The sequence below is a fragment of the Pseudomonas sp. zfem004 genome (assembly GCF_032621715.1).
Classification (GTDB): domain Bacteria; phylum Pseudomonadota; class Gammaproteobacteria; order Pseudomonadales; family Pseudomonadaceae; genus Aquipseudomonas; species Aquipseudomonas sichuanensis.
The window spans coordinates 194,375-213,959 of the sequence record NZ_JAVYJF010000002.1; the positions used below are offsets into that span (position 1 = coordinate 194,375).

Here is a 19,585-nt window from a genome sequence, read left to right on the forward strand (position 1 = left end):
AGCATCATCTGCGGTATTTTCGGCGTAATGCTGTAAGCCATCGCGGGGCAAGCCCGCTCCCACAACCCTGTGGGAGCGGGCTTGCCCCGCGATCAGGCTGTGCCGGAACCGCGCAACCAGGCGACAACGCCAGTTCCTTTCCCAACTACCCTTGTAGACCGTCATCTCTACCCCCATATTGGGGCGACTGACGCGTGAAGGAATCCATCTTGAGCGACCTCCTCAACCGCCGCCTGAGCCTGCTCGGCGACAACCTCGACCTGCTCAAGCAGTGCCTGCACGGCATTGAGCGCGAATGCCTGCGCGTGACCCACGACGGTCGCCTGGCCCAGACCCCGCACCCGGAAGCCCTGGGTTCGGCGCTGACCAACGAGCAGATCACCACCGACTATTCCGAGTCGCTGCTGGAGTTCATCACCCCAGCCCTGGCCGACCCGGCCAAGGTGCTCGAAAGCCTCGAACAGACCCACCGCTTCGTCTACAGCAAGCTGGGCGACGAGCTGCTGTGGAGCCCGTCGATGCCCTGCGCGCTGCCGGCCGAGGAGGACATCCCGATCGCCGAGTACGGCACCTCGAACATCGGCAAGCTCAAGCACGTGTACCGCAAGGGCCTGGCCCTGCGCTACGGCCGCACCATGCAGTGCATCGCCGGCATCCATTACAACTTCTCGCTGCCTGAAGCGCTGTGGCCTTTGCTGCGCGCCGAAGAAGGCAGCGCAGAGGACGATCGCGACTACCAGTCCTCGGCCTACATCGCGCTGATCCGCAACTTCCGCCGCTACAGCTGGCTGCTGATGTACCTGTTCGGTGCCTCGCCGACCCTGGACAAAGGCTTCCTGCGCGGCCGCCCGCACCAGCTCGAAGAGCTCGACGCCGACACCCTCTACCTGCCCTACGCCACCAGCCTGCGCATGAGCGACCTGGGTTACCAGAGCAACGCCCAGGCGGGCCTGACGCCCTGCTACAACAACCTCGCCAGCTACACCGACAGCCTGCGCAAGGCGGTGGGCACGCCCTACCCGCCCTACGTCGAGGTCGGCACGCACAAGGATGGCGAGTGGGTGCAGCTCAACACCAACATCCTGCAGATCGAGAACGAGTACTACTCGAACATCCGCCCCAAGCGCGTCACCTACACCGGCGAGCGGCCGATCCAGGCCCTGATCTCCCGTGGCGTGCAGTACGTCGAAGTGCGCTGCCTGGACATCAACCCGTTCCTGCCGGTGGGCATCGACCTCACCGAAGCGCGCTTCCTCGACGCCTTCCTGCTGCTCTGTGCGCTAGACGACAGCCCGCCGCTGGACAACGGCGAATGCGGCCAGTGCACCAGCAACTTCCTGACCGTGGTCAAGGAAGGCCGCCGCCCGGGCCTTGCGCTGCAGCGTAACGGCCAGCCGATCGCGCTGAAGGACTGGGCCAGCGAGCTCATCACCCGTATCGGCCAGATGGCCGAGCTGCTCGACCGCGCCCAAGGCGGCAACGAGCACGCCAAGGCCCTGCAAGCCCAGCAGGCCAAGGTCGATGACCCTGAACTGACCCCGTCGGCCCAGGTCCTGGCGCGCATGACCGAGCACGATGAAAGCTTCATCGAGTTCTCCCTGCGCCAGAGCCGCGTGCACGCCGAGACGTTCCGCCAGCAGCCGCTGGGCAGCGAACAGCAACAGGCCTTCGAAACCCTCGCCCGCGAGTCGCTCGCCAAGCAGTCCGAGCTGGAACAGGAAGAAGTCGGTGACTTCGACCTGTTCGTCGGCGCCTACCAGGCCAGCATCCTGGCCATCAGCAACTGATGAACCGCCCCGCCACCCCGCGCAAGCCGCGCGCCAGCAGCCAGGCCAGGATCGAAGCGATCCTGGCGGCGGCGCGCGAGCTGCTGGCTGGGCAAGGGGTGGCGGGGTTGTCGATCTACAGCGTCGCCGAACGGGCGCAGATCCCGCCGTCGTCGGTGTACCACTTCTTCGCCAGCGTTCCGGCCCTGCTCGAAGCGCTGACCGCCGATGTGCACCGGGCCTTTCGCGAAGCCTTGAGCGCACCGATCGACAGCACGGCGTTCAGCACCTGGCATGGCCTGTCACGGTTGATCGAGCAGCGCATGCTCGACATCTACAACGAGGATGCCGCAGCGCGGCAACTGATCCTGGCCCAGCATGGCCTGAGCGAAGTGGTCCAGGCTGACCGCCAGCACGATCTGGAACTGGGCGAGTTGATGCACCAGCTGTTCGACCGGCATTTCCAGTTGCCGGCGATGCCGCAGGATGTGCATGTGTTCGCCTTGGCGATGGAGCTGAGCGATCGGGTGTATGCCCGTTCAATGCAGCTGCACGAGCAGATCACCCCGCGCATGGCGGAGGAAGGGATGCGGGTGTTCGAGGCGTACCTGGGGCTGTACCTGCCGCCGTTTCTGGCCAAGCGCTCGAGCTGAATTTATCGGGGCCCCTTCGCGGGTAAACCCGCTCCCACAGGTACTGCGCAGGGTCAAGAACTTGCGCGGACCCTGTGGGAGCGGGTTTACCCGCGAAGGGCTGCGAAGCAGCCCCGATATCGAGCAGCAGCATCACAGCTTGGCGATGGACACCTCGGTCGATTTGACGAAGGCGATCACTTCACTGCCTACCTGCAGTTCCAACTCCTTCACCGAACGGGTGGTGATGACCGAAGTCACGATACCCGAAGCAGTCTGCACGTCGATTTCCGACAGTACCGGGCCTTCGAGGATTTCCTTCACGGTGCCTTTGAACTGGTTGCGAACGTTGATGGCTTTGATGGTCATGGCTGAGTTCCTTTGTTTGGCTTCGGGGGTTCAATGCGCCCAACGCAGTTGCGTGGGCAAAGGGGCTACAGGTTCCGGCTCGGGCGGGGTGCCCGGGGCGGACAGAACACGGTCCAGCACTTCACTTTCCAGGCTCGCCAGGCGGTGCGAACCACGCGCCCGAGGGCGCGGCAGGTCGACCAGCAGGTCGAGGCCGACGGCGCCGTCCTCGATCAGGATCACCCGGTCAGCCACGGCAACCGCTTCGCTGACATCGTGGGTGACCAGCAGCACGGTGAAGCCGTGCTGACGCCACAGGCGTTCGATCAGTTGCTGCATCTCGATACGGGTCAGGGCATCCAGCGCACCCAGCGGCTCGTCCAGCAACAGCAGGCGCGGCTGATGGATCAACGCCCGGGCCAGGGCCACCCGTTGCTTCTGGCCGCCGGACAAAGCCGCCGGCCACTCATTGGCACGGTCAGCCAGGCCGACCGCCTCCAGGGCATCCAGCGCCCGTTGGCGCCAGTCGCCGGACAGGCCCAGGCCGACGTTGTCGATCACCTTCTTCCACGGCAGCAGGCGGGCGTCCTGGAACATCAGCCGGGTGTCCTCGCGGGCCTCGGCCAGCGGCGCGGCACCGGCCAGCAATTCGCCGGCGCTGGGGTTGTCGAGCCCGGCCAGCAGGCGCAGCAAGGTGCTCTTGCCGCAGCCACTGCGACCGACGATGGCGACGAACTGGCCGGCCGGGATGTGCAGGTCGATGCCCTTCAACACTTCGCGCTGGCCAAAGGTTTTGCGCAGGCGGTCAGAGGCCAGCGGGATGCCACGCAACAGGCGTGGCGGCTGTTCCTTGAGCACGGTCATGCGCCCTCCTTCTTGGCCACTTGATAGGCCGGGTGCCAGCGCAACCACACACGCTCCAGGCCACGGGCGGCCAGGTCGGCGAGCTTGCCGAGCACGGCGTACAGCACGATCGCCAGCACCACCACGTCGGTCTGCAGGAACTCACGGGCGTTCATCGCCAGGTAACCGATGCCGGCGTTGGCCGAAATGGTCTCGGCGACGATCAGGGTCAGCCACATGAAGCCCAGGGCGAAGCGCACACCGACCAGGATCGACGGCAGCGCCCCCGGCAGGATCACCTGACGGAACAGGCCGAAGCCCGACAGCCCGTAGCTGCGCGCCATTTCCACCAGCGCCGGGTCGACGTTGCGAATGCCGTGGTAGGTGTTCAGGTAGATCGGGAACAAGGTCCCCAGCGCCACCAGGAAAATCTTTGCCGACTCGTCGATACCGAACCACAGGATCACCAGCGGGATCAGCGCCAGGTGCGGCACGTTGCGGATCATCTGCACCGAGCTGTCGAGCAGGCGCTCGCCCCACTTCGACAGGCCGGTGATGAAGCCCAGCAACAGGCCGAGGCTGCCGCCGATGGCGAAGCCCAGCCCGGCACGCCAGCCACTGATGGCCAGGTGGGTCCAGATATCGCCGCTGCGCACCAGCTCGACGCCGGCACTCACCACCGCGCTGGGCGCGGGGAGGATGCGGGTCGACAGCCAGCCACTGACCACCGCCAGTTGCCACACCGCCAGCAGCAGCACCGGCAGGGCCCAGGGCGCCAGGCGCTTGGCCCAGGAGGTTGAGGTATCAGCACGCATGGTCCGGCCCTCAGCTCTGCGACACGGCTTTGGGCAGGATGTCGTTGGCGACCATTTCGCCGAACGGGCTCACGTAGCCACCGGTTTTCGGTTGCTCCGGGCGCTGCACATCGAGGTGCGGGAACAGCAGCTCGGCGACGCGGTACGACTCTTCCAGGTGTGGATAGCCCGAGAAGATGAAGGTATCGATACCGAGGTCTGCGTACTCCTTGACCCGCGCCGCCACGGTCGGGCCATCGCCCACCAGCGCGGTGCCGGCACCGCCGCGCACCAGGCCGACGCCGGCCCACAAGTTGGGAGCGACTTCCAGGTTGTCGCGGTTGCCGTTGTGCAGCGCGGCCATGCGTTGCTGGCCGACCGAGTCGAAACGCGCCAGCGAAGCCTGGGCACGGGCGATGGTGTCGTCGTCCAGGTGCGAGATCAGCTTGTCGGCGGCAGCCCAGGCTTCTTCGTTTGTTTCCCGCACGATCACGTGCAGGCGGATGCCGAAACGCACTTCACGGCCCTGGGCGGCGGCTTTCTCGCGCACCCGGGCGATCTTCTCGGCAACGGCGGCCGGCGGCTCGCCCCAGGTCAGGTACAGCTCGACCTGTTCGGCGGCCAGGTCCTGGGCGGCCTCGGACGAGCCACCGAAGTACAGCGGCGGGCGCGGCTGCTGGATCGGCGGGTAGAGCAGCTTGGCGCCCTTTACCTGGATGTGTTTGCCGTCGTAATCGACGTTTTCGCCTTCCAGCACCTTGCGCCAGATGCGGGTGAACTCCACCGATGCCTCGTAGCGCTCCTGGTGGTTCAGGTGCAGGCCGTCACCGGCCAGTTCGTCGGGGTCGCCACCGGTCACCAGGTTGAACAGCGCACGGCCGTTGGACAGGCGATCGAGGGTGGCGGCCTGGCGCGCGGCCACGGTCGGCGAAATGATCCCCGGGCGCAGCGCGACCAGGAACTTCAGGCGTTCGGTTACCGGGATCAGCGACGCGGCGACCAGCCAGGAGTCCTCGCAGGACCGCCCGGTGGGGATCAGCACGCCGCCAAAGCCGAGGCGGTCGGCGGCCTGGGCGATCTGCGCCAGGTAGCCATGGTCGACGGCGCGGGCGCCTTCGCTGGTGCCCAGGTACTTGCCGTCACCGTGGGTGGGCAGGAACCAGAAAATGTTCAGGCTCATTGGAGTTGTCTCCTCAAGGGTGGCTCGAGCCGGGGCCTGGCCCCGGCGCTGGCGAATCGGTCAAGGCGCGCTGGCGACCTTGGCGGGGGGTGTCCAGATCACGTCCTTGATGCTCAAGGGCTTGGGAATCAGCTTCAGGGCCTGGAAGGTGTCGGCGATCTTCTGCTGCGCGGCGATCACCTCCGGGGTCAGCGGCGCGGCACCGTAGCCCTGGCGCTTCACCGAGGTCAGGGTGATGTCGGCGGGCAGGCCGAGCAGCGGCGCGACCTGGTCGGTCACTTCCTGGGGGTTGGCCTGGGACCACTGGCCCACGCTGCGCACTTCCTCGACCAGGGTGCTGATCACCGCCGGGTGCTGGGTGGCGTAGCTGCGGGTGGCCAGGTAGAACTGGTGGTTGTCTACCAGGCCCTTGCCGTCACGCAGGGTGCGGGCCTGCAGCTGTTGCTCGGCGGCGGCCTGGTACGGGTCCCAGATCACCCAGGCATCGACGCTGCCACGCTCGAAGGCGGCGCGGGCGTCGGCCGGCGGCAGGTAGACCGGCTGGATATCGGTGTATTTGAGGCCGGCGTCTTCGAGGGCGCGCACCAGCAGGTAATGAACGTTCGAGCCTTTGTTCAACGCGACTTTCTTGCCCTTGAGCTCTTTCACCGACTGGATCGTCGAGCCCTTGGGCACGAGAATCGCCTCGCTGTGCGGGGCTGGCGGCTCATAGGCGACGTAGAGCAGATCGGCGCCTGCGGCCTGGGCGAACACGGGTGGGGTTTCGCCGGTGACACCGAAGTCGATGGAGCCGACGTTGAGCCCTTCGAGCAGCTGCGGGCCGCCGGGGAACTCGGTCCATTGCACGTCGATGCCCTGTTCCTTCAGGCGCTTCTCCAGCGAGCCCTTGGCCTTGAGCAGCACCAGGGTGCCGTATTTCTGGTAACCGATACGCAGGCTCTCGGCCTGGGCTTGGGTAATGGCGCCGAAGGACACAGCCGCCGCAAACAGGGCGACCAGACCACGACGCAAGAAGACTGTGCGCATGGCGCTCTCCTGTGCGAGTTGGGTTCGGGTAGCACCTGCTTGCCTCGTTGACGGGCGAGTAAGGTGGGACAGCAGTGAAGCGATGGATCAGTGGCTCAGATGCTCCAGCGGGCACTGAGCAGGCGTTCGTTGAGCACACCCGGTGCGACTGGCCGAGGCCGCCGCGCCAGGGCGCCATGGAAAGTTTCCAGCGAATCCTGCAGGCGCTGCTCCAGGGCCGGGGCCAGCTGCGCAGGGCGCTTGCCTTCGCCGTAGGCGATCTGGCTGTCGTCGGCGAAGATCCCTTGCAGGGTCTCCTGCGCCTTCAAGGCAGACAGCACCGGCTTGAGCGCGTAGTCCACGGCAAGCATGTGGGCGATGCTGCCGCCGGTGGCCACCGGCAGCACCACCTTGTGTTCCAGGGCGCGCTCGGGCAGCAGGTCGAGCAGGGTCTTCAGCGCGCCGGCAAACGAGGCCTTGTACACCGGGGTGGCCACCACCAGGCCGTCGGCCTGGGCCACCAGCTCGATGAAGTGGCGCACCTGCGGGCTGTCGAAGCGCGCGTGCAGTAGGTCTTCGGCGTTGAACTCACGCACCTGGAAGGTCACCACTTCGACGCCGCGCTCCTGCAGCCAGTCGCGGCTGCGCTCTAGCAGCACGCCGGAGCGTGAACGAAGACTGGGGCTACCACCGACAGAAACAACCAGCATTGAAAGCGCTTCCTTCGATTCGATTGCAGGGCCGCGAGGGGATGGCCCCGCTGGATGGAAGTGACCTTAACAGTTGGTCACATATATCCATAAATCATATTTTTTCATTTGTTTATTCGTTATTTGACTATGCGGCGTGGGAGCGGGCTTGCCCCGCGATCACCGGCACAGCCGGTGCCATCCATCGTGGCGCTTGCAATCGCGGGGCAAGCCCGCTCCCACGAATAAAAAAAAGGGCCATCCCCTGCCAAGGAAAATGGCCCATAAGCACTTGCCTGAAGAGGGTATGGCCGGTCAGCGCGCGGTGATCACCGCCAGCTTGGTAATGCCGGCCCGTTCGATGGCCGCCATGGCCCGGGCTACTTCGCCGTAGTTCACGCCATCGTCGGCCTGCAGCTGCACGCGCAGCTCGGCGTCCTTGCCTTTGGCGGCCTTGAGGTTGGTTTCCAGCAGGTCGGGCTGGATCTCGTCCTTGTTGATGAACAGCTTGCCGCTGCCATCGATGCTCACCACCAGCGGGTCCTTCTGCTCCACCGGGGCCACGGCCTCGGTCTTGGGCAGGTTGATGGGGATGGCGTTGGTCAAGAGCGGCGCGGTGACGATGAACACCACCAGCAGCACCAACATGACGTCCACCAGTGGCGTGACGTTGATTTCACTCAACACTTCATCGCTGTCCTGGGTCGAGAAGGCCATGTCAGGAGGCCTCCTTCACAGGTTGGTTGAAGCCGGCCTGCTGGCGCTGCAGCGCCGGGTGCAGCAGCACGCGGAAGGCACTCTTCTGCGCCAGGCTGTAGAAGTCGTGGGCGAAGTCGTCGAGGTCGGCAGCGGTCAGCTTGAGGCGGCGCAGGAAGTAGTTGTAGACCAGCACCGCCGGCACCGCGACGGCGATACCCACGCCGGTGGCGACCAGCGCCGCGCCGATCGGGCCGGCCACGGTTTCCAGGCTCGCCGAGCCGGCCGCGCTGATGCCCTTGAGCGCCTCCATGATGCCCCACACGGTGCCGAACAGGCCGATGAAGGGCGAGGTGCTACCGATACTGGCGACTACCGCCAGGCCGGTTTCCAGCGAGCGGCGCTCGCGCACGATCTGCTGGCGCAGGGCGCGTTCCAGGCGGTCCTGATGATTGATGGCCTGGCTCAGGTCACTGGCCTGGCCGGGTTCGCCGACGGCGATGGCGGCGTAACCGGCCTGGGCGACACGGGCGGCGGGGCCGGGTTGCTGGTCGCTGATTTCGGCGGCGGAGTCGAGGCTGGATGCGGCCCAGAACTGCTGGTGGAAGCGTTTGTCCTGGCGCTTGAGCCGCACGAACTGCACGACCTTGACCAGGGCCAGGGCCCAAGTGGCCACGGAGAAACCGACCAACAGCCAGATGACGGCGCTTTCAACGGATTCGAGGGGGGATGCCAACAGGCTCATGGTTGTGTCCTTCCTTTGTGCGGTGGCGAATTAACGAAGCTTGAAATCGATGGGTACGCTGACCCAGCCGGCCAGGGCCACGTCGCCCTGCTTGGCGGGGACGAAGCTCCAGCGCTTGACCGCGGCCAGCGCGGCGGCGTCCAGGGCGTCACGGCCACTGCTCTGCTGCAGCTGGATCTGCCCGGGCTTGCCGCTGGGCAGCACCTCGACGCGCAGCAGCACGGTGCCTTCCCAACCGCGGCGCAGGGCCATCTGCGGGTACTCGGGGGCCGGGTTCTTCAGGTACGCGGCGTTGGCCGAAGCCGGGGTCACCGGGGCCGGCGCGGGTGGTGCGGCCGGCGCAGGCGGTGCCGGGGCAGCCACCGGCGTTGGCGGCGGCGCTTCAACCGGTTTCGGCTGCGGCTTGGGTTGCGGCTTGGCAACAGGCTTGGGCACGGGTTTCGGCTTGGGCTTGGGCTTGGCGGCCAGCTCGTCGACCACCGATGGTGGCGGTTCGACCACGGGCGGTGCCGGGGCCGGTGGCGGCGGCTCGACGACTGGCGGTGCGGGCGCGGCGAACTCGATGGTCATGGGCGGGATCTGCGGCGGCACCACCGGCAGCGCCGGGGTCGGCGCCTGGCTGATCCAGTAGGCGGCGGCGCCATGCAGGGCCAGCACCAGCAGGCCCAACGCCAGCTTGTCGCGGCGCTTGAGGCCGCTCACCGGCGTGCGCTGCAGGCGCAACTGGCCAAGCGGCAGGCGCAGCGTGCGTCCGAGCTCGACCAGGTGGCCCGGCGCCGGGTGCCATGGCTGCTCAAAGGCCCTGACGGCCGTCTGGACATTACCCATTGCTGGAACTCCTGGGGTCTCGATTCAGGTGTGTGGCTGAATCATCGACGGCAGGGGCTTAGGCTATAAAGTAATGTTTGAAGTTAAAGTTATAGCTTTTTTATCTATTAATTCTGTCAGGTTCGCCGCAAGCCACAGCGCCAGCGGCCTCTAGCAGGGCCGATTGTTTGAGATGCCTGAGAGGCATGCAAAAAATGCCTGAATGGCATGTGGGCACCTATCGCAATCGCGGGGCAAGCCCGCTCCCACGCGTGTGCAGAAACATGGTGCAGAGACATGGCGTGGGAGCGGGCTTGCCCCGCGATTGCGTCCGTCCAGGCAATAAAAAACCCGGGGCCAGGCCCGGGTTTTTCATCATCAAGCGCGGCTCAGATATCAGCCACCTTCTGCCACACCTTCGGCCGGAAGAACAGCGTCTCGCCGCGCGCCAGCCCGGTCAGGCTGTCGTGGTCCTTGACCACCTCGGCCTCGATCAGCTCGCTCTGCCCTTCCACCTTCAAGGTCACCCGGGTCGTCGCGCCCAGCGGGCGAATGTCACGCACCTCGGCGGCATGGTGGCCTTCGGTTTCATGACGCGACAGCGACACTTCGTGCGGGCGGAACAGCACATGGTGCCCTTCGCTGAGCGCCAGGCGGTTGGAATCGCCGAGGAAGTGGTAGACGAAATCGTTGGCCGGCTTCTCGTACACCTCGCCCGGCGAGCCGATCTGCTCGATCACGCCCTTGTTCATCACCACGATGCGGTCGGCCACTTCCATGGCCTCTTCCTGGTCGTGGGTGACGAACACCGAGGTCAGGTTGATGTCCTCGTGCAGGCGCGCCAGCCAGCGGCGCAGCTCCTTGCGCACCTTGGCATCCAGCGCCCCGAACGGCTCGTCGAGCAGCAGCACCTTGGGCTCCACCGCCAGGGCGCGGGCCAGGGCGATACGCTGGCGCTGGCCACCGGAGAGCTGCTCGGGATAACGGTCGGACAGCCAGTCGAGCTGGACCATGTTCAAGAGCTCATGGACCTTCTCGGCGATCTTGCTCTCGCTCGGGCGCTCGCCCTTGGGTTTCATGCGCAGGCCAAAGGCGACGTTGTCGAACACGCTCATGTGGCGGAACAGCGCGTAGTGCTGGAACACGAAGCCGACGTTACGGTCACGCACGTCGTGGCCCGAGACATCCTCGCCGTGGAACACGATGCTGCCGTCATCCGGCGTTTCCAAGCCGGCGATGATGCGCAGCAGGGTGGTCTTGCCGCAGCCGGACGGGCCGAGCAGGGCCACCAGCTCGCCGCTGTGGATATCCAGGTTGATGGCGTTCAGGGCCTGGAAGCTGTTGAAGCGCTTGCTGACATTACGAACTTCGATCGACATGAATCATTCCTCCGCGGCGCTGTGGCGCAGGCGGTTAATACGGTTCTCGCTCCACTGCTTGAGCAGCAGGATGAAGAGCGCCAGGATCAGCAGCAGGCTGGCCACGCTGAAGGCCGCGACATGGTTGTACTCGTTGTAGAGGATCTCCACGTGCAGCGGCAAGGTGTTGGTGACGCCACGGATATGCCCGGACACCACCGACACCGCGCCGAACTCGCCCATCGCCCGCGCGGTGCACAGCACCACGCCGTAGATCAGGCCCCATTTGATGTTCGGCAGGGTGACGTGCCAGAACATCTGCCAGCCGTTGGCGCCGAGCAGGCGCGCGGCCTCCTCTTCCTGGGTGCCCTGCTCCTGCATCAGCGGGATCAGTTCACGGGCCACGAACGGCACGGTGACGAAGATGGTCGCCAGGACAATGCCCGGCAGGGCGAACACGATCTGTATGTCGTGGTCCTGCAGCCACGGACCGAACAGGCCCTGGGCGCCGAACATCAACACGTAGACCAGGCCGGCGATCACCGGCGACACCGAGAACGGCAGGTCGATCAGGGTCACCAGGATACTTTTGCCACGGAAGCTGTACTTGCTCACGCACCAGGCGGCACTGACCCCGAACAGCAGGTTCAGCGGCACCGAGATGGCCACCGCCAGCAGGGTGAGCTTGAGCGCCGACAGCGCATCGGCCTCGAAGATCGCTTCGAAGAAGGTACCGAAGCCGTTTTTCAGGGCCTGGGACACCACGATCACCAGCGGCAGGGCCAGGAACAGCGCAAAGACGATCCAGGCCAGGGTGATCAGCACGCGGCGCGAAGTGGCGCTGCCACGCCGGGCGGCGTTGGCGGCGGCGCTTGCGCCAAGGGTCGATGAAGACATTAGCGGGCCTCCTTCAAGGGGTTTCGATGCGCCGCTGCAGCAAGTTGATCAGCAGCAGCAGGATGAAGGAAACCACCAGCATCAACACGCCGATGGCGGTGGCGCCGGTGTAGTCGTACTGGTCGAGCTTGACCATGATCAGCAGCGGCAGGATCTCGGTCTTCATCGGCATGTTGCCGGCGATGAAGATTACCGAACCGTACTCGCCCACGCCGCGGGCGAAGGCCAGGGCGAAGCCGGTCAGCCAGGCCGGCAGCAGCGCCGGCGCCAGGATGTGGCGAAACACCTGCAGGGGTTTCGCGCCCAGGCAGGCGGCGGCCTCTTCCACTTCACGCGGGATGTCGGCCAGCACCGGCTGCACCGTGCGCACCACGAACGGCAGGGTGACGAAGGTCAGCGCCAGGGTGATGCCCAGTGGGGTGTAGGCGATCTTGAAGCCCAGGTCGGTGGCGAACTGGCCGACCCAGCCTGCCGGCGCGTACAGCGCGGTCAAGGCGATACCGGCCACGGCCGTGGGCAGGGCGAACGGCAGGTCGATCATCGCGTCGATGATCTTGCGCCCGGGGAAGGTGTAGCGCACCAGCACCCAGGCCAGCAGGGTGCCGATCACGCCATTGATGATGGCGGCGAACAGGGCGGTGCCGAAACTCAGCTTCAGCGCGGCGATGACCCGTGGCGCGCTGACGATGTTCCAGAACTGCTCCCAGGTCAGCTGCGAGGCATGGATGAACATGGCCGCCAACGGTATCAGCACGATCAGGCTGAGGTACACCAAGGTGTAGCCCAGCGTCAGCCCGAAGCCGGGTATGACGGGGGATATACGACGTGACATAAAGGTCCCTGGTTGAACGCACGAAGCCCGGAAACGATCCCGGGCTGGTGCTAGCTTCTGAAATCCTGGGGCTGCTTTGCAGCCCGTCGCGACACAAGGCCGCTCCTACAAGTAGAACGCGTATCCCCTGTAGGAGCGGCCTTGTGTCGAGATAGGGCTGCAAAGCGGCCCCCGCTCTTTCCATTGCCGATCACTGTGCCTGATAAATCTGGTCGAACACACCGCCGTCATTGAAGAACTTCGGCTGCGCAGTCTTCCAGCCACCGAAGTCCTTGTCGATGGTCACCAGGTCCAGTTTCGGGAACTGCTTGGCAAACTCGGCGGCGACCTTCTCATCACGCGGACGGTAGAAGTTCTCGGCGGCGATCTTCTGGCCCGCCGGGCTGTACAGGTGCTTGAGGTATTCCTCGGCGATCTGCTCGTTGCCCTTCTTCTCGGCGTTCTTGTCGACCACGGCCACCGGCGGCTCGGCGAGGATCGACAGCGACGGCACGACGATCTCGAACTTGTCGGCGCCACCGTCTTCTTTCAGCGCCAGGAAGGCCTCGTTCTCCCAGGCCAGCAGCACGTCGCCCTGGCCATTGTTGACGAAGGTGATGGTCGAGCCGCGGGCGCCGGTATCCAGCACCGGTACGTGCTTGAACAGCTCCTGCACATAGGCCTTGGCCTTGTCTTCGCTACCGCCTGCTTTCAGGCCGTAGGCCCAGGCGGCGAGGAAGTTCCAGCGGGCGCCGCCGGAGGTTTTCGGGTTGGGGGTGATCACCGAGACGTCCTTCTTGATCAGGTCGCCCCAGTCCTTGATGCCTTTCGGGTTGCCCTTGCGCACCAGGAACACGATGGTCGAGGTGTACGGGGTACTGGCCTCCGGCAGGCGCTTCTGCCAGTCCTCGGGCAGGGTCTTGCCGAGCTTGGCGACTTCATCGATGTCGCCGGCCAGGGCCAGGGTGACCACGTCGGCACGCAGGCCATCGATCACCGCGCGGGCCTGCTTGCCCGAACCGCCGTGGGATTGCTGGATCTTCACCTTGTCGCCCGGGTGAGCGGCTTGCCAGTGCTTGATGAACTCGGCGTTGTACTGCTGGTACAGCTCGCGAGTCGGGTCATAGGACACGTTCAACAGTTCGAAGTCCTTGGCGATCGCGGAACCGGCAAAAACGGCGCTGGCCAGGGCGGCAAGCGCATAACGGCGGATGGACATGGTGAAGCTCCCGATTGGCATTTTTTCTAATTAGGGGGTGTTGCGTGATCAGCCGGCCTTGTTGCCGGGCTGCTGCAGGCGGAACTTCTCCTTGCGTTCGATCTGCACCACCTGGGCGTTGTGCACGGTGATCTCCACGGCGCCGAAGCGCAGGTCGCGCAGGGCGCTCTGGATTTCTCGCAAGATGGTGGCTTCGTCCTGACCGTCGATGCTGCGCAGTGATGCACTCATGCTCGTTCTCCTTGAAGTAAGGGTGCCGGGCAGAGGTTTGAAGGGGATATGCGCCTGGCGTGAGAGCCATAGTAGTGAGGCGGGGTTATTCTTAAAAATACTGTTTAAGAATGTTTATATAACCGAATTTCAATCCACTGACGCAGGACCTGTAGGAGCGGCCTTGTGTCGCGATAGGGCTGCAAAGCAGCCCCAGCAATCTTGCATGATGCAGATATCCTGGGGCTGCTGCGCAGCCCGTTCGCGACACAAGGCCGCTCCTACAGGGGTTCAGTGTTGGGTTTTGTTCTCCGGCTCGCGGATCTTGTACCAGGCCACATACAGCGCCGGCAGGAACAGCAGCGTCAGCAGCGTTGCACTGATGATGCCGCCGATCATGGCGTAGGCCATCGGCCCCCAGAACACTTCGCGGGCAATCGGGATCATGCCCAGGCTGGCGGCCGCCGCCGTCAGCAGGATCGGCCGCCGGCGATGGTTGGTGGCCTCCAGCACCGCCTCCCAGGGCGACAGGCCCTGTTCCTCGAATTCGTCGATCTGGGTCACCAGGATCACCGAGTTGCGGATGATGATGCCGGCCAGGGCCAGGATCCCGAGAATCGCAACGAAGCCCATGGGCGTACCCGTGGGCACCAGCGCCACGACCACGCCGATCAGCCCCAGGGGCGCCACGCTGACCACCAGGAACAGCTTCTGCACGCTGTGCAGCTGGATCATCAGGAAGGTCGCCATGAGGAACAACATCAACGGGATGACCTTGCGGATCGGGCCCTGGGCCTTGGCGCTCTCCTCGACCGTACCCCCGGTGGCCACCTCGTAGCCGACCGGCAGTTTGCTGGCAAAGGCGTCGATGCCCGGCTTGAGCTCGGCCACCAGGTCAGTGGGCTGGATGTCGCCGACCACCGAGGCCTTGATGGTGATGGTCGGTTTGCGGTCGCGCCGCCACACCAGCGGCTGCTCCAGCTCATAGCGCACGGTGGCGAACGCCAGCAGGGGGATCGACGCGCCGCTGGGCGTGACGATCTGCAGGTTCTGCAAGGTATCGGGCGAACCACGCTCGCTGTCCTCGGCGCGCGCGACCACGTTGACCAGGTAGATGTTGTCGTTGACCTGGGTGACCTGCACGCCGCTGACGATGCTGTTCATCACGTTGGCCACGTCCTCGGAAGACAGCCCCAGCTGACGGGCCTTGTCCTGGGCGATCTCGATGCGCAGCACCTTCCCGGGCTCGTTCCAGTCGTAGATCATCTCGCCGATGTGCTCGTTGCTGTCGAGGAAGGTGGCCAGCTCGATGGCATGCCGGCGCACCTGGTCGATGTCCTTGCCGCTGACCCGGTACTGGATCGGCCGCCCCACCGGCGGGCCCATCTCCAGCGACTGCACGTTGGTGCCCACGCCGACGAACTCCTCATGCAGCAGCTTCTGCAGGCGATCCATCATGCCCTGGCGCTCTTCGAAGCCCTTGCTGACGATCACCAGCTGGGCGTAGTAGGGGTTCTGCAACTGCTGGTCGAGGGGCAGGTAGAAACGAATCGCGCCCTGGCCGATGTAGGTGCTCCAGCGCACCAGGTCCGGGTCGTCCTTGATCCTGGCTTCCAGGCGGTCGACCACCTTGCGCGTTTCCTCGATCGAGGCATTCTGCGGCAGGTTGAGGTCGACGAGGATTTCCGGGCGGTCCGAGGACGGGAAGAACTGGTTCTGCACGAAGCGCATGCAGAACAGCGACAAGGCGAACAGCACGATGGTGCCGATGATGGTCAGCCAGCGATTGCGCATGCACCACAGCAGCCCGCCCTCGAACGCCCGGTCGACACGCCCGGGCTTGGCCTCGTGGGCCTTCACCTTGCTGTTGAGGATGTGCACGCCGAGCACCGGGGCGAAGAACACCGCCACCACCCAGGACACGATCAGGGCCACGGCGATCACCGCGAACAGGGTATAGGTGTATTCGCCCGCAGAGCTGGCGTTGAGGCCGATCGGCACGAAGCCGGCCACCGTCACCAGGGTGCCGGTCAGCATCGGGAAGGCCGTCGAGGTGTAGGCGAAGGTGGCCGCCTGCTCCTTGGTCTCGCCCATCTCCAGCCGCGTGACCATCACCTCGACGGTGATCATCGCATCGTCCACCAGCAGGCCCAGGGCGATGATCAGCGCGCCGAGCGAGATCCGCTGCATGGTGATGTCGCTGTACTCCATGAACACGAAGACCATGGCCAGCACCAGCGGGATCGAGCAGGCCACCACCAGGCCCGCACGTATGCCGAGGCTGACGAAGCTCACGGCGAGCACGATCACCACGGCCTCGAACAGCGCGCTGGTGAAGCCGCCGACCGCCTGCTTGACCACCACGGCCTGGTCGGACACGTTGTGTACGCCCACGCCCACCGGCAGGTCGCGCACCACCTTGTCCATCTTCTCCTTGAGCGCCGCGCCGAACACCTCGATGTTGCTGCCGGCCTTCATGCCGATCGCCAGGCCAATGGCGGTCTGGCCGTTGAAGCGGAACATCGGCGATGGCGGGTCGACGTAGCCGCGCTCGATGTCGGCGATGTCCGCCAGCCGGAAGAATCGGTCGTTGATGCGCAAGTTCACCGTTTCCAGGTCTTTCTCCGAGGCGAACTGCCCGGTGGTGCGCACCGAGATGCGCTCCGGCCCCGCCTCGATCACCCCGGCCGGGGTCACCGCGTTCTGTTGTTGCAGGGCCTGCATGGCCTGGCGCTGGTCGATGCCCAGGGCCGCCAGCTTGCGGGTCGAGAAGTTCAGGTAGAGCACCTCGTCCTGGGTGCCGATCAGCTCGATCTTGCCGATGTTGGGCACCTCACGGACTTCGGCGCGAGCCACTTCCACATAATCGCGCAGCTGGCGCAGGGTCAGGCCGTCGGCGGTGAAGGCGTAGATCGAGCCGAACACGTCGCCGAACTCGTCGTTGAAGGCCGGGCCCTGGATGCCCTGGGGGAACTGCCCGCGAATGTCCTGGATCTTCTTGCGCACCTGGTACCAGATCTCGGGAATGTCCTTGGCCTTGGTGGTGTCGCGCAGGTAGACATACACCGTGGACTCGCCAGGGCGGGTGTAGCTCTTCACGTAGTCGAGCGAATCGAGCTCTTCGAGCTTCTTCTCGATGCGGTCGGTGATCTGGTAGAGGGTTTCGTCCTGGGTCGCGCCCGGCCAGCGGCTCTGGATCACCATGGTCTTGATGGTGAAGGACGGGTCTTCCTCACGGCCCAGGTTGAAGTACGAGAAAATGCCCATCAGCACGCCGACGAACATCAGGTACCAGACGAAGGACTGGTGCTTGAGGGCCCACTCCGAGAGGTTGAAGCTTCCTTTCATTGCGGGTCCTCGTCGAAGGTCACTTTCTGGCCAGGCTTGAGGCTGTTCACACCGGCCGTCACCACCCGCTCCCCGGGCTGTACGCCGGACGTCAGGACGATGCGGTCGGCGGTGCGTTCGAGCAGCGCGACGTCACGGGCGGCCACGGTTTTCTGTTGCGGGTCGACGACCCACACCTGGGTCTTGCCATCGCGTTCGAGCAGCGCGGTCAGGGGCAGCTCGCTGCGCGGGCTCACCGCCGAACTCAGGGTGACGCTGATCGCGGTGCCCAGATGAAACGCATCCGGGGTACTGGCCAGGGTCAGCCGGGCACGCCGGGTGCGGGTAGTGGCGTCGGCCTGGGGCTCGAGCTCGCGCAGGGTGGCGGTGGTGTTGATGCTCGGGTCCAGCTGCGAGGCCACGGTGAAGGTCAGGCTCTTGGTCAACTGCTCGGCCAGGGGGATCGGCAGGTCGATCACCGCTTCCTTGACGTCGGGGCGTGCCAGGGTGACCACGGCCTGGCCTGCGCTGACGGTCTGCCCGGCTTCTGCCTGCCAAGCGGTGACCACGGCGGCATGGTCGGTGCGCAGGGTGCTGTAGTCCAACTGGTCGCGGGCCTGGCTGACCGCCGAGCGTGCCTGTTCCAGCGCCGCGCTGGTGGTCTTCAGGTCGGTCTGGGCGATGTCCAGCTGGGCCTGGGCGCCCACGCCACGGTCGTACAGCTGCTGCTGGCGGCGCGCGTCGGCCTGGGCGTTGATCCACTGCGCCTGGACCTTGGCCAGGTCACCTTCGGCGGCGCGCAGCTGGTTCTGTTGATCGGTAGGGTCGAGGGTCGCCAGGGTATCGCCGGGCTTCACCCGGGCACCGACATCCAGCCAGCGCCGGGCGATACGACCGGACACGCGAAAACCGAGGGTGCTTTCGAAACGCGCCTGGATGGTGCCGGCGAACCGCCCAAGTTGCGATTGCACTTGCGGCTCGACCAGCGTCGACAGCACGGGGCGTATCATCTCCGGCTGCATTTCTTCACCGCCGCAGGCAGCGAGCAACAGGCTGGCGCAGAGGATCGACAACGGGCGTTTCATGGCGCGGCCCCTCCGTCCTTGGCAGTGACTTTGACGACCTGCATGCCGGGGTGCAGCAACTGCCCGCCGCCCACCACGACGGTCTCTCCGCCCTTGATACCGTCGGCGATCACCACCTTGCCGGTGAGGTAGCGCGACACCTGGACCTTGCGCAGTTCGACCTTGTCGCCCTCGCCCACCACCCACACCGCGGGCTCGTGCAGCGCCTTGGTCAGCGCGGCCCAGGGCAACTCGATGCTCGGCCGACCCTGGGCGTTGCCGGTGGCGGTCACCGGCGAACCGAGCTGCATGCCGGCCGGCACGTTGCGCAGGGCCACCTTGACCTGCACCGTGCCACTTTCGGCGGACACTGTCGGGGTGATCTCGCGAACCCGGCCTTCGGCCTTCACCGCAGGGTTGTCCAGCAGGCTGACCACCACGCCTTCGTCGCTGGGCGGCTTGACCAGCAGGGATTCGTAGACGTTGAACACCGCGTCGCGGTCGCCGTCCACCGCCAGGCTGAAGATCGGCATGGTCGCCTGCACCACCTGCCCCACTTCGGCTTGACGGGCGGTAATCACGCCATCGGCCTCGGACACCAGCGCCGTGTAACCAAGCTGTTCGTTGGCATTGGCCAGCTGCGCCTGGGCCGCCTTTAGCGCGCTCTGGCTGCTGCGCAGGGCGGCCTCGGCGGAATCGTATTCGCTCTGGCTGGTGTAGCCCTTGGGCAGCAGCTTTTGCTGACGGATGAACGCAGCGCTGCTCTGGGTCACCCGCGCCTGTTCGGCGAACACCTCGGCCTTGGCCGAGTCGACGGTGTTCTGCAGGTCTTTCGGGTCCAGGCGGGCGAGCACCTGGTTGGCCTTGACGTGGTCGCCCACATCGACGCTGCGGGAAATGATCTTGCCGCCCACGCGGAACGACAGGTCGGTCTGCACCCGCGCCTGCACATCGCCGGTGAGGGTGACCCGGGCAGCGAAATCGGTAGGTTGGACTTGTTGCACCGCAACTCTGGGCAATACCGGGGCGGCTTCTTCCTTGTCACAGCCCGAAAGCATCAACAACAGCCCCAGGCCACCGACCATGATCGGATGCGATACCGACATGCAGGCTCCTCGCTTGTACGAAGGGTTTGTACGACGCGTGGGAGAAGCGTAGATCAGGGATCGACAAACGGCATGGGGCTGTGGGCAA

General features: G+C 65.4%; 19 protein-coding genes. 2 read left to right on the forward strand and 17 right to left on the reverse strand.

What is annotated here, in order from left to right; translation table 11 throughout:
* The first annotated feature begins 209 nt into the window (after positions 1-209).
* Both gshA and RTH46_RS03105 read left to right on the forward strand, forming a co-directional pair.
* A complete protein-coding gene (gene gshA / locus RTH46_RS03100; protein WP_178125768.1) occupies positions 210-1,787 on the forward strand; it encodes a glutamate--cysteine ligase in 1,578 nt (525 codons plus the stop codon).
* Complete coding sequence (locus RTH46_RS03105; RefSeq protein WP_153785626.1) at positions 1,787-2,419, forward strand: TetR/AcrR family transcriptional regulator; 633 nt, start codon at positions 1,787-1,789, stop codon at positions 2,417-2,419. The genes gshA and RTH46_RS03105 overlap by 1 nt, the downstream gene beginning before the upstream one ends.
* A 132-nt stretch (positions 2,420-2,551) precedes the next feature.
* Here RTH46_RS03105 and RTH46_RS03110 read toward each other — a convergent pair whose 3' ends face one another.
* From RTH46_RS03110 to RTH46_RS03190, 17 genes are all read right to left on the reverse strand, one after another.
* Positions 2,552-2,767, reverse strand: a complete 216-nt coding sequence (locus tag RTH46_RS03110; RefSeq protein WP_008095172.1) for a molybdopterin-binding protein — start codon at positions 2,765-2,767, stop codon at positions 2,552-2,554.
* Positions 2,768-2,797: 30 nt separating this feature from the next.
* Complete coding sequence (gene ssuB, locus RTH46_RS03115; RefSeq protein WP_316905029.1) at positions 2,798-3,610, reverse strand: aliphatic sulfonates ABC transporter ATP-binding protein; 813 nt, start codon at positions 3,608-3,610, stop codon at positions 2,798-2,800.
* The gene (gene ssuC / locus RTH46_RS03120; protein ID WP_153785624.1) at positions 3,607-4,404 is read right to left on the reverse strand and encodes an aliphatic sulfonate ABC transporter permease SsuC; all 798 of its coding nucleotides are present in this window, start codon (positions 4,402-4,404) and stop codon (positions 3,607-3,609) included. Before ssuC ends, ssuB begins: the two co-directional genes overlap by 4 nt.
* A 10-nt stretch (positions 4,405-4,414) precedes the next feature.
* Complete coding sequence (gene ssuD / locus RTH46_RS03125; protein WP_153785623.1) at positions 4,415-5,563, reverse strand: FMNH2-dependent alkanesulfonate monooxygenase; 1,149 nt, start codon at positions 5,561-5,563, stop codon at positions 4,415-4,417.
* Positions 5,564-5,623: 60 nt separating this feature from the next.
* Positions 5,624-6,589: a sulfonate ABC transporter substrate-binding protein gene (locus tag RTH46_RS03130; protein ID WP_279846166.1), complete on the reverse strand. Its 966-nt coding sequence runs from the start codon at positions 6,587-6,589 to the stop codon at positions 5,624-5,626.
* A 95-nt stretch (positions 6,590-6,684) separates the two neighbouring features.
* Positions 6,685-7,278 carry an NADPH-dependent FMN reductase gene (gene ssuE / locus RTH46_RS03135; protein WP_153785621.1) on the reverse strand — a complete coding sequence of 198 codons (594 nt, stop codon included), beginning with the start codon at positions 7,276-7,278 and terminating at the stop codon, positions 6,685-6,687.
* 294 nt (positions 7,279-7,572) lie between these two features.
* Positions 7,573-7,974 (reverse strand): ExbD/TolR family protein, encoded by a 402-nt coding sequence (locus RTH46_RS03140; protein ID WP_110992180.1) that lies wholly within the window; start codon positions 7,972-7,974, stop codon positions 7,573-7,575.
* 1 nt (position 7,975) lies between these two features.
* Positions 7,976-8,698, reverse strand: coding sequence for a MotA/TolQ/ExbB proton channel family protein (locus RTH46_RS03145; protein ID WP_153785620.1), 723 nt, complete (start codon positions 8,696-8,698; stop codon positions 7,976-7,978).
* Positions 8,699-8,728: 30 nt separating this feature from the next.
* Positions 8,729-9,526, reverse strand: a complete 798-nt coding sequence (locus RTH46_RS03150) for an energy transducer TonB (RefSeq protein WP_316905030.1) — start codon at positions 9,524-9,526, stop codon at positions 8,729-8,731.
* Positions 9,527-9,894: 368 nt separating this feature from the next.
* Positions 9,895-10,884, reverse strand: a complete 990-nt coding sequence (locus RTH46_RS03155; protein WP_110992176.1) for a sulfate/molybdate ABC transporter ATP-binding protein — start codon at positions 10,882-10,884, stop codon at positions 9,895-9,897.
* A gap of 3 nt (positions 10,885-10,887) precedes the next feature.
* On the reverse strand, positions 10,888-11,760 hold the full coding sequence (gene cysW / locus RTH46_RS03160; protein WP_153785618.1) for a sulfate ABC transporter permease subunit CysW: 873 nt from the start codon (positions 11,758-11,760) through the stop codon (positions 10,888-10,890).
* 13 nt (positions 11,761-11,773) lie between these two features.
* A complete protein-coding gene (gene cysT, locus RTH46_RS03165) occupies positions 11,774-12,592 on the reverse strand; it encodes a sulfate ABC transporter permease subunit CysT (RefSeq protein ID WP_110992174.1) in 819 nt (272 codons plus the stop codon).
* Positions 12,593-12,782: 190 nt separating this feature from the next.
* Positions 12,783-13,790, reverse strand: coding sequence for a sulfate ABC transporter substrate-binding protein (locus RTH46_RS03170; RefSeq protein WP_316905031.1), 1,008 nt, complete (start codon positions 13,788-13,790; stop codon positions 12,783-12,785).
* 48 nt (positions 13,791-13,838) lie between these two features.
* A complete protein-coding gene (gene oscA / locus RTH46_RS03175; RefSeq protein ID WP_016712582.1) occupies positions 13,839-14,021 on the reverse strand; it encodes a sulfur starvation response protein OscA in 183 nt (60 codons plus the stop codon).
* 270 nt (positions 14,022-14,291) lie between these two features.
* Entirely contained in the window at positions 14,292-17,348 is a 3,057-nt protein-coding gene (locus RTH46_RS03180; protein WP_316905032.1) for an efflux RND transporter permease subunit, read from the reverse strand.
* Positions 17,345-18,412, reverse strand: coding sequence for an efflux RND transporter periplasmic adaptor subunit (locus RTH46_RS03185; RefSeq protein WP_316905033.1), 1,068 nt, complete (start codon positions 18,410-18,412; stop codon positions 17,345-17,347). The genes RTH46_RS03180 and RTH46_RS03185 overlap by 4 nt, the downstream gene beginning before the upstream one ends.
* Entirely contained in the window at positions 18,409-19,497 is a 1,089-nt protein-coding gene (locus RTH46_RS03190) for an efflux RND transporter periplasmic adaptor subunit (RefSeq protein WP_153785614.1), read from the reverse strand. Before RTH46_RS03190 ends, RTH46_RS03185 begins: the two co-directional genes overlap by 4 nt.
* Positions 19,498-19,585: the final 88 nt, after the last annotated feature.

Excerpts from the sequence above, each read along its gene's own strand:
- RTH46_RS03180 (WP_316905032.1), bottom strand. The coding sequence starts at position 17,348 with ATGAAAGGAAGCTTCAACCTCTCGGAGTGGGCCCTCAAGCACCAGTCC.
- RTH46_RS03110 (WP_008095172.1), bottom strand. The coding sequence starts at position 2,767 with ATGACCATCAAAGCCATCAACGTTCGCAACCAGTTCAAAGGCACCGTG.
- cysW (WP_153785618.1), bottom strand. The coding sequence starts at position 11,760 with ATGTCTTCATCGACCCTTGGCGCAAGCGCCGCCGCCAACGCCGCCCGG.
- RTH46_RS03170 (WP_316905031.1), bottom strand. The coding sequence starts at position 13,790 with ATGTCCATCCGCCGTTATGCGCTTGCCGCCCTGGCCAGCGCCGTTTTT.
- RTH46_RS03190 (WP_153785614.1), bottom strand. The coding sequence starts at position 19,497 with ATGTCGGTATCGCATCCGATCATGGTCGGTGGCCTGGGGCTGTTGTTG.
- RTH46_RS03140 (WP_110992180.1), bottom strand. The coding sequence starts at position 7,974 with ATGGCCTTCTCGACCCAGGACAGCGATGAAGTGTTGAGTGAAATCAAC.
- oscA (WP_016712582.1), bottom strand. The coding sequence starts at position 14,021 with ATGAGTGCATCACTGCGCAGCATCGACGGTCAGGACGAAGCCACCATC.
- ssuC (WP_153785624.1), bottom strand. The coding sequence starts at position 4,404 with ATGCGTGCTGATACCTCAACCTCCTGGGCCAAGCGCCTGGCGCCCTGG.
- RTH46_RS03145 (WP_153785620.1), bottom strand. The coding sequence starts at position 8,698 with ATGAGCCTGTTGGCATCCCCCCTCGAATCCGTTGAAAGCGCCGTCATC.
- RTH46_RS03185 (WP_316905033.1), bottom strand. The coding sequence starts at position 18,412 with ATGAAACGCCCGTTGTCGATCCTCTGCGCCAGCCTGTTGCTCGCTGCC.
- RTH46_RS03105 (WP_153785626.1), top strand. The coding sequence starts at position 1,787 with ATGAACCGCCCCGCCACCCCGCGCAAGCCGCGCGCCAGCAGCCAGGCC.
- ssuB (WP_316905029.1), bottom strand. The coding sequence starts at position 3,610 with ATGACCGTGCTCAAGGAACAGCCGCCACGCCTGTTGCGTGGCATCCCG.
- RTH46_RS03150 (WP_316905030.1), bottom strand. The coding sequence starts at position 9,526 with ATGGGTAATGTCCAGACGGCCGTCAGGGCCTTTGAGCAGCCATGGCAC.
- ssuE (WP_153785621.1), bottom strand. The coding sequence starts at position 7,278 with ATGCTGGTTGTTTCTGTCGGTGGTAGCCCCAGTCTTCGTTCACGCTCC.
- RTH46_RS03155 (WP_110992176.1), bottom strand. The coding sequence starts at position 10,884 with ATGTCGATCGAAGTTCGTAATGTCAGCAAGCGCTTCAACAGCTTCCAG.
- cysT (WP_110992174.1), bottom strand. The coding sequence starts at position 12,592 with ATGTCACGTCGTATATCCCCCGTCATACCCGGCTTCGGGCTGACGCTG.
- ssuD (WP_153785623.1), bottom strand. The coding sequence starts at position 5,563 with ATGAGCCTGAACATTTTCTGGTTCCTGCCCACCCACGGTGACGGCAAG.
- RTH46_RS03130 (WP_279846166.1), bottom strand. The coding sequence starts at position 6,589 with ATGCGCACAGTCTTCTTGCGTCGTGGTCTGGTCGCCCTGTTTGCGGCG.